The following is a 7,457-nucleotide window of genomic DNA, read 5'->3' on the forward strand; positions in this document are numbered from 1 at the left end:
CCTTGGTTCGAGCCCAAGTGGAGGAGCTTTCATTTTCGCAATTCTTAACTTATTCCAGTTTTATTTTCCTGTTTATTGTTTTTTGAATGGTCGAGGTTGCCTTATTAATTTAAGGCAAAGAAGAGCTTAGAAACTCCTTGTTTTATTTATATATGAGTAAGGTAATAATTTCAATCTTAGGACAGATTTTAGACAGGAAAAAAAAGAAACTTAATAAGGAGTAGTTCACTTACAACTCCTCCCTCCCGGTTTAGTTTATTCTTTTTTAAATTTTGGACTAAAAGAATTATGAAAAAAGATTTTGTCTCAGGAGTTCATGTGTTTTTCCTGTCTTAATGCTCTTGGTGGATAATCGCTCAAATTATTCAGTAATTTTTCTAGGCCTTTGCAATCTGTTTTGTTTGAGATTCTTCTTTCTCCTTTGGGGAAATAAGGAGGGAAAGCAAAAGACATATTCCACCAAGGATGAGCACCATAAGGGTTTGTGCACTATGCATAATTGTGGCAAAAATAATTCCATCTTGTTCGGATATTCCATAAAGGATTAGAATTCCACTTACCATAGCATGATAGGTGCCTAAACCGCCTTGCACAGGGGCGGCCATTCCCAGCCCGCCCATTACTAAAATGGAAAGCCCAGCCCACATGCTTAGTCCAACTGTTGGGGGATAGGCAAAAATAATAAAGTATGCCATCAAATAGTAAGCAGCCCAAATGAGAAGGGTAGAAAGCCAAAAACCAGCTTTGTTTTGAAGCTTTCCGATGCTAGTAAAGCCTAAGGAAAGGTCTTTTAGAAAGGATTTTACCTTTAAAATGATAGGGTTATTCCTCAAAAAGCTTCTTTTTGAAGTAAATAGAAATATTATTCCTAGAACTCCTAAAACAACTAAACCTGCAAGGAGAAAAAGAAGATTGAGGTTGTCTTGTAATTTGTCAAAAGTATGTTCAAAAGCTGCCAGTAAATAGGATTTTAGGCGACCGAACTCAGCTACTAAAACAATGGTTAGTAAAAAAAGTAAGGCTAAAAAATCAACCAATCGTTCCACCACTACTGTGCCTAAGGAGGCCGTTACAGGTACTTTATCTGTTCTTTTTAGTACTCCACAGCGGCTTACTTCTCCCATTCGAGGTAAAATAAGATTAACAAAATACATACTCATGACAGCCAAAAAGGTTCTCCATGTTTTCAATTGAAAACCTAATGGCTGAAGAAGTAGATTCCATCGATAGGCCCTGGCATAATGACTGCTAATGGCAATAATAACCGAAAGAGCAATCCAACCGTAATTAAGCTGTTTTAACTTGCTAAGAACTACAGAGAAATCCAGGTCTCTAAAAATATACCACATTAACCCCAGAGCTACTGTCAACGAAATGGTATATAATAGTACCGATTTAAATTTTAGGTCTTTCAAGGTCTTAATTTATAGAAGACGGTTATTTGGGTCGGGGAAAATCACAGAAGGTTGGTATTCTTTTGCTTTCTCAATATCCATGGAGGCATAAGAGATAATAATTACCAAATCACCAACTTGAGCTTTTCTTGCAGCAGCTCCATTTAGGCAAATTGTTCCAGATCCTCGTTCCCCTTTAAGTACATAAGTTTCAATACGCTCTCCATTATTAATATTTACGATTTGTACTTTTTCGTTCTCGATAAGGTTTGCAGCATCCATTAAGTCTTCATCAATGGTGATGCTTCCTACATAATGTAACTCCGCTTGGGTGATTTTTACTCTGTGGATTTTCGATTTTAAAACCTCAATATGCATAATTTGTAAAAAGGTGCTATTAAAAGTTAATTAATAATTAATAATAATGTTATCGATTAGCCGGATCTCTCCGATATATGCTGCAATACATAACGCCAACTGTTGGTTTTTTTGTATAGATTCTTCTATGCTTTGGAGGGAATTTCTGTCAACTATTTCGAAATATTCCAGATGAATAGACTTTTTTTCCTCAAAAAAATTATAAATAATCTTTTTCGTTTCTGTAATGTTTTTGCCATTTAATAAATGCTCCTTGGCAAGTTGCAAGGCTTGAAAAAGCGCAACAGCCTCCAATCGTTCTATTTTGCTTAAACGTTGGTTTCTCGACGACATGGCCAGACCATCTTCCTCTCGGATAATTGGGCAACAGACGAGTTCTATATCGAATAATAGGTCTTTTGTTAATCGATCTAGAATCATGAACTGTTGTAAATCTTTTTGTCCAAAAAAAGCCAAATCAGGCTGAACGACATGAAACAATTTAGCTACAATTAGTCCAACCCCACTAAAGTGTCCAGGCCGGTGTTTGCCTTCCATTATGTGTTCTAGATATCCGAAATGTATTTGTAATTGTGTCTTTTCGGGATACATGATGTCATCAGTCGGACAAAAGACTACATCACAATTGTATTTTTGCAATAGGATTAGATCATTATCCACAGTGCGGGGATACTTTTCAAAGTCCTTGCTATCGTTAAACTGGGTTGGGTTGATGAATATACTGCAGACGGTCAAGTCACATTTGGACTTTGATGCTTCAATTAAGGACAAATGCCCATTATGTAAAGCTCCCATAGTTGGCACAAAACCAATGGATTTTCCCTCTTTTCGCCAGGTATTTAAAAAAGTTTTAAGTCCAGCGATATCCCTAAAAATTTGCATAATTCAGCAAATGAGTGAAATAAACAGGCGCAAAGCTACGTTTTTCAAAGCAAATAAGCTTGAAAACAGAAAAAAAATTGTAATTTTGTAATCCCGTTTGTACTGAAAATCAAATTATACTTCATATTATGTCGAAACTTCGTATACTTTATGTAGCCAGTGAAATCAATCCTTTTCTCCAGACTTCTGAAGTAGCTGATTTTGTGAGAAAATTGCCACAGGCAATGCAAGAAAGAGGAATGGAAATCAGAATTTTGGTACCCAGGTTTGGTCTCATTAACGAAAGAAAAAACAGGCTGCATGAGGTGGTGCGGCTTTCCGGAATTAATATAGCAGTAGGTGAAGAAGAGAAGCCTCTTATCATCAAAGTGGCCTCTATCCCTAATGCAAAACTTCAGGTCTACTTCATAGATAATGAAGACTATTTTCATCGTAAATCCGTATTCTTCGATAAAGAAAATAATTTCCATCAGGATAATGATGAGAGAGCTATATTCTTTTGTAAAGGGGCAATTGAGACAGTTAAGAAGTTAGGTTGGGCTCCAGATATTGTACATTGTAATGATTGGATGACCAGTTTGGTGCCTATGTACTTAAAGACTACCTACAAAAATGACCCTTTATTTAAAAACACTAAGTCCGTTTTTACAGTCTATGATAATGTATTTACGCATAAATTTGGTGACGATCTGATTGATAAGGTGAAAATGCTTGACATTGAAGATGGTATGTTGGATCACCTCAAAACTGCGGATTTTGGAGGATTTGTGAAAGTGGGAGTTGAATATGCCGATGCAGTAATTAAAGCTGAGGAAGAATTTAGTGAAAGCCTGAATAATTTATTTAATGATTTCCCTAAGGAAAAAAGAATTGAAACAATTGAGAAAGACGAAAACTTTTTGGACTCTTACTACAACCTCTATAATGAACTTGTTGATTAAGCGTAGCTCACTTCTTCTAATATTAGCGATTTCCTTTTTTTCTTGTGAAAAATTCAGCGAAGTAGGGAGTGGCCTAACTCCTGAAAATCCAGGAGATATTCAATTCAAACGTCTATCTATTAATCCACAGGTGATAATAGAAGACTCTATTTCGACGAATGGGCGGCAGCTTGCAGGGTCCTATGTAGACCCAATTTTTGGAAGTGTTAAGGCGACTACTTTTACACAAATAGGGTTACCTAGTGATGTTGCCGGTGGTATACCAGATGATGCTACTTTTGAGTCTGCCCGATTAGTTTTGCAATTGGATTCTTTAGGAATGTATGGAGAGTTTCCTTCTACTCAAACCGTTTCTGTTTATGAGTTAACAGAAGATTTAGTTTCTGGAGAAGATTTTATATATGATAATGTTCCAGGCAATAATGACACCATATTTGTTTTCAAACAATATTATGGCTTTGATCGAACACCGTATGATTTAAGCGGTATAGGAAGCGATCCTCAATCAATTGGTGTTGTTAGTGAAGAAAATCCTGATTCGGTGGTAGTCTCTTTGAATGATGACTTTGGGCAAAAACTTTTTGATGACATTCAAAATAATAGAGGGGGAATTCTGGATAGTCAAACTAAACTTAATAAAGGTTATAAAGGTTTGGCCATCACCTCTGAAGGAGACAATATCCTTTCTTTTTATTTTCCTCCATTGGTTAACGATACCTTGACAAGTTATTTGATTGTGGATTATAAAAATGTTGATGGGGAATTGGAGAGCTTCCAATTTGAATTGGGTACTGATAAGGTATTAAGTTATAGCAATATTGAAGTGGATAGGGGGGGGACGCCCTTAGCCAATGCTTCCTTTGAGCCATTTTTACCTGACGATGGAAAGCTTGCCCTTCAAGATGGAACAGGGGTTGGAATTCATGTTGACCTGAGTGAGTTTAAGAAGGTGGTGGATAGCTTGGATCAGATAGATCAACAATTATTAATTTCTAATGCTGTGTTAAAACTTGAATCTGTGGAAACTGCTGAAGAGGCATTTATGGGACCTGCTCCAAGTTTAAGCTTTTTGTTTTTAGCCAATGACGGGCAGAAAAAAAGCTTTTCCTTTGATAGTAAAAAACCTAATTACGCTTATGACGATAATTGGTATATTAATTCAAGGATTGAAGACCATTATATTCCAGCATTGTTGGACTATAGTAGTGAAGAAAAAGCTTACGAAGGTTCAATTACCTTGTTCCTGGAGGAGTTGGCTCAATCTTCGGATCCTGAAAGTATCAATAGCGATTTTGTCTTGTATCCCCTTGCACTAGATGTTCAGACTAGGGACTTATATGGTGATGGTCGCATTAGGGTGGTAGATGGTACATTTCATACTTCTTTCTTTTCCCGCTCATTATCAAGATTTCGGATAAAGCCAGAGGACATTAAATTAGAAATGTTTTATAGAGTAATTGATAAGAACTAATTTTTTGAGTAATTAAATCTGAAGATTTTAACCAAACTCATTAAGAATAAGTCTAATAATTTTTTTGGGTGGCAAGGGCCCTATGAAAACTTGCCTTTCTTTACTTTTTGAACTTGTGGTTGACTGCAAGTTCGAAAAGTGCCTTCTTTAAACTGTAAAAGGTCAGTTTTCCTTAAAAATAGATTATTTAGAAAAGCACTTTAACAAACTAATTAAATAAAGGGAAAAATATATGTGTGGCATTGTAGGTTATGTAGGCCATCGAGAGGCTTACCCTGTGATTGTAAAAGGATTAAAGAGACTTGAATATAGAGGTTATGACAGTGCCGGTATCGCTCTAATGAATAAAGGACTAACTGTTTATAAAAAGAAAGGAAAAGTTAGTGATTTAGAGGGGTTTATTAAGGAAGAGCAGCTTAAGAGTCATATAGGAATCGGCCACACACGATGGGCAACTCATGGGGAACCCAATGATGTGAATGCCCACCCTCATTTTTCAGCCAGTGGTAAGTTGGCTATGATCCATAATGGGATCATTGAAAATTATAGTTCAGTAAAACAAGATTTATTAAATAAGGGATACCAATTTAAGAGTGAAACTGACTCCGAGGTTCTTATAAATTTTGTTGAGGACATCAAAAATAAAAGCCAATGTAGTTTAGAGGAGGCCGTTCGATTGGCATTGACCCAAATTGTGGGCGCTTATGCCATTGTAATCATGTCGGAAGATGAGCCCAACAAACTAGTTGCCGCCCGTAAAGGAAGTCCGTTAGTGATTGGTGTAGGAAAGGATGAATTCTTTTTAGCCTCAGATGCCACCCCTATTGTAGAATACACCAATGAAGTAGTATACCTTAATGACTTCGAAATTGCTGTAATTGAAGACAACAAATTAGATATCCGAAATACTCAGGACATTCCTACAACTCCATATATTCAAACCTTGGACATGGAACTAGAGTCTATTGAAAAGGGCGGGTATGAGCATTTTATGCTGAAAGAAATTTTTGAACAGCCAAAGTCGGTGAGTGATAGTTTGCGGGGGCGGTTAAATGCAGCAAAAGGGCATTTGGTTTTAGGAGGAATTAGAGAGTATGCCAATACACTAGTCAATGCTGATCGTATAATCATTGTTGCTTGTGGTACTTCCTGGCATGCAGGATTGGTTGCCGAATATATATTCGAAGAGTATTGTCGAATTCCTGTAGAGGTGGAATACGCATCGGAATTCCGCTACAGAAATCCTATCATTAGAGAAGGGGATGTTGTAATTGCAATTTCTCAATCGGGAGAAACGGCTGATACTCTCGCTGCTTTGGAATTAGCCAAATCGAAGGGTGCAATCATCTTAGGTGTTGTAAATACCGTTGGTTCTTCTATTGCCCGAATTACTGATGAAGGTGCCTATATTCATGCCGGGCCGGAAATTGGGGTGGCGAGTACCAAAGCATTTACCGGACAGGTGACCGTGTTAACCATGATTGCTTTGAGAATAGCCTTTCGAAAAGGAACACTTTCCAAAACGAAATATCATGAGTTGTTGGTAGAGCTTGAAACAATTCCGGGGAAAATTCAAAAAGCCTTAGAACTAAACGACCAAATCAAATACATTGCCAGCATTTACAAGGACGCAAAAAACTGTCTCTACCTGGGAAGGGGGTATAATTTTCCTGTGGCTTTGGAAGGAGCATTGAAGTTGAAGGAAATCTCCTATATACACGCAGAGGGTTATCCTGCCGCTGAGATGAAACATGGTCCTATTGCCTTAATTGATGAGGAAATGCCAGTTGTTGTCATTGCTACTCACGATAGTTCTTACGAAAAAATTGTTTCGAATGTGCAAGAGGTGAAGGCTAGAAAGGGCCAGGTAATTGCTGTGGTAACAGAAGGAGATCAATTAATGCCTAAAATGGCTGATCATATAATTGAAGTACCTGCCACTCATGAAGCTCTGATGCCTTTGATATCTGTTATTCCTTTGCAATTGTTATCCTATCATATTGCAGTCATGAGGGGATGTAATGTAGACCAACCAAGAAATTTAGCTAAGTCCGTTACGGTAGAATAAGTTTTTCTCTAAATTTCATTGCAAGTTTTAAAATTGAAATAAAGATCTTTCTTATAGCTAAAGCTGTCCAATTTTAAGGGCAGCTTTTTGTGTTTATAGGGGATTGGCTTAATTTTTTAGACTTGTCGTGCCTTTAATTCTATTTGATTAATAAGGGTTTCTTTAAAGTTTTATATTTAGTATTTACCAATCATTTAGAACTTATTCCAAGTTATTGATCATTTAGGCAAAAAGATTTCAACAGGAGAATAAAGATCATTTAAGACAAATTACTTTTTGTTTTTGGGTGTTAAAATGGCTCCTGTTTGGAATTACCGATATTT

At 36.8% G+C, this 7,457-nt stretch carries 6 protein-coding genes; 3 read left to right on the forward strand and 3 right to left on the reverse strand.

What is annotated here, in order from left to right; all coding sequences use genetic code 11:
• Nucleotides 1-377: 377 nt before the first annotated feature.
• From E1171_RS12045 to panC, 3 genes are read right to left on the reverse strand one after another with little or no spacing between them, the layout of a single operon-like run.
• The gene (locus E1171_RS12045) at nt 378-1,415 is read right to left on the reverse strand and encodes a lysylphosphatidylglycerol synthase transmembrane domain-containing protein (RefSeq protein WP_155206256.1); all 1,038 of its coding nucleotides are present in this window, start codon (nt 1,413-1,415) and stop codon (nt 378-380) included.
• 9 nt (nt 1,416-1,424) lie between these two features.
• The gene (gene panD / locus E1171_RS12050) at nt 1,425-1,772 is read right to left on the reverse strand and encodes an aspartate 1-decarboxylase (protein WP_155206257.1); all 348 of its coding nucleotides are present in this window, start codon (nt 1,770-1,772) and stop codon (nt 1,425-1,427) included.
• A 30-nt stretch (nt 1,773-1,802) separates the two neighbouring features.
• Entirely contained in the window at nt 1,803-2,654 is an 852-nt protein-coding gene (gene panC / locus E1171_RS12055) for a pantoate--beta-alanine ligase (protein ID WP_155206258.1), read from the reverse strand.
• A gap of 128 nt (nt 2,655-2,782) precedes the next feature.
• On the opposite strand from panC, the gene E1171_RS12060 reads away from it, so the two are divergent.
• The 3 genes from E1171_RS12060 (at nt 2,783) to glmS (ending at nt 7,134) form a co-directional block, all read left to right on the forward strand.
• Nucleotides 2,783-3,595 (forward strand): glycogen/starch synthase, encoded by an 813-nt coding sequence (locus tag E1171_RS12060; protein ID WP_155206259.1) that lies wholly within the window; start codon nt 2,783-2,785, stop codon nt 3,593-3,595.
• Complete coding sequence (locus tag E1171_RS12065) at nt 3,534-5,066, forward strand: DUF4270 family protein (RefSeq protein WP_187696419.1); 1,533 nt, start codon at nt 3,534-3,536, stop codon at nt 5,064-5,066. The genes E1171_RS12060 and E1171_RS12065 overlap by 62 nt, the downstream gene beginning before the upstream one ends.
• A 232-nt stretch (nt 5,067-5,298) precedes the next feature.
• Nucleotides 5,299-7,134 (forward strand): glutamine--fructose-6-phosphate transaminase (isomerizing), encoded by a 1,836-nt coding sequence (gene glmS, locus E1171_RS12070; RefSeq protein WP_155206261.1) that lies wholly within the window; start codon nt 5,299-5,301, stop codon nt 7,132-7,134.
• Nucleotides 7,135-7,457 lie beyond the last annotated feature (323 nt).

It is taken from the genome of Xanthovirga aplysinae (genome assembly GCF_009711365.1).
GTDB lineage: Bacteria > Bacteroidota > Bacteroidia > Cytophagales > Cyclobacteriaceae > Xanthovirga > Xanthovirga aplysinae.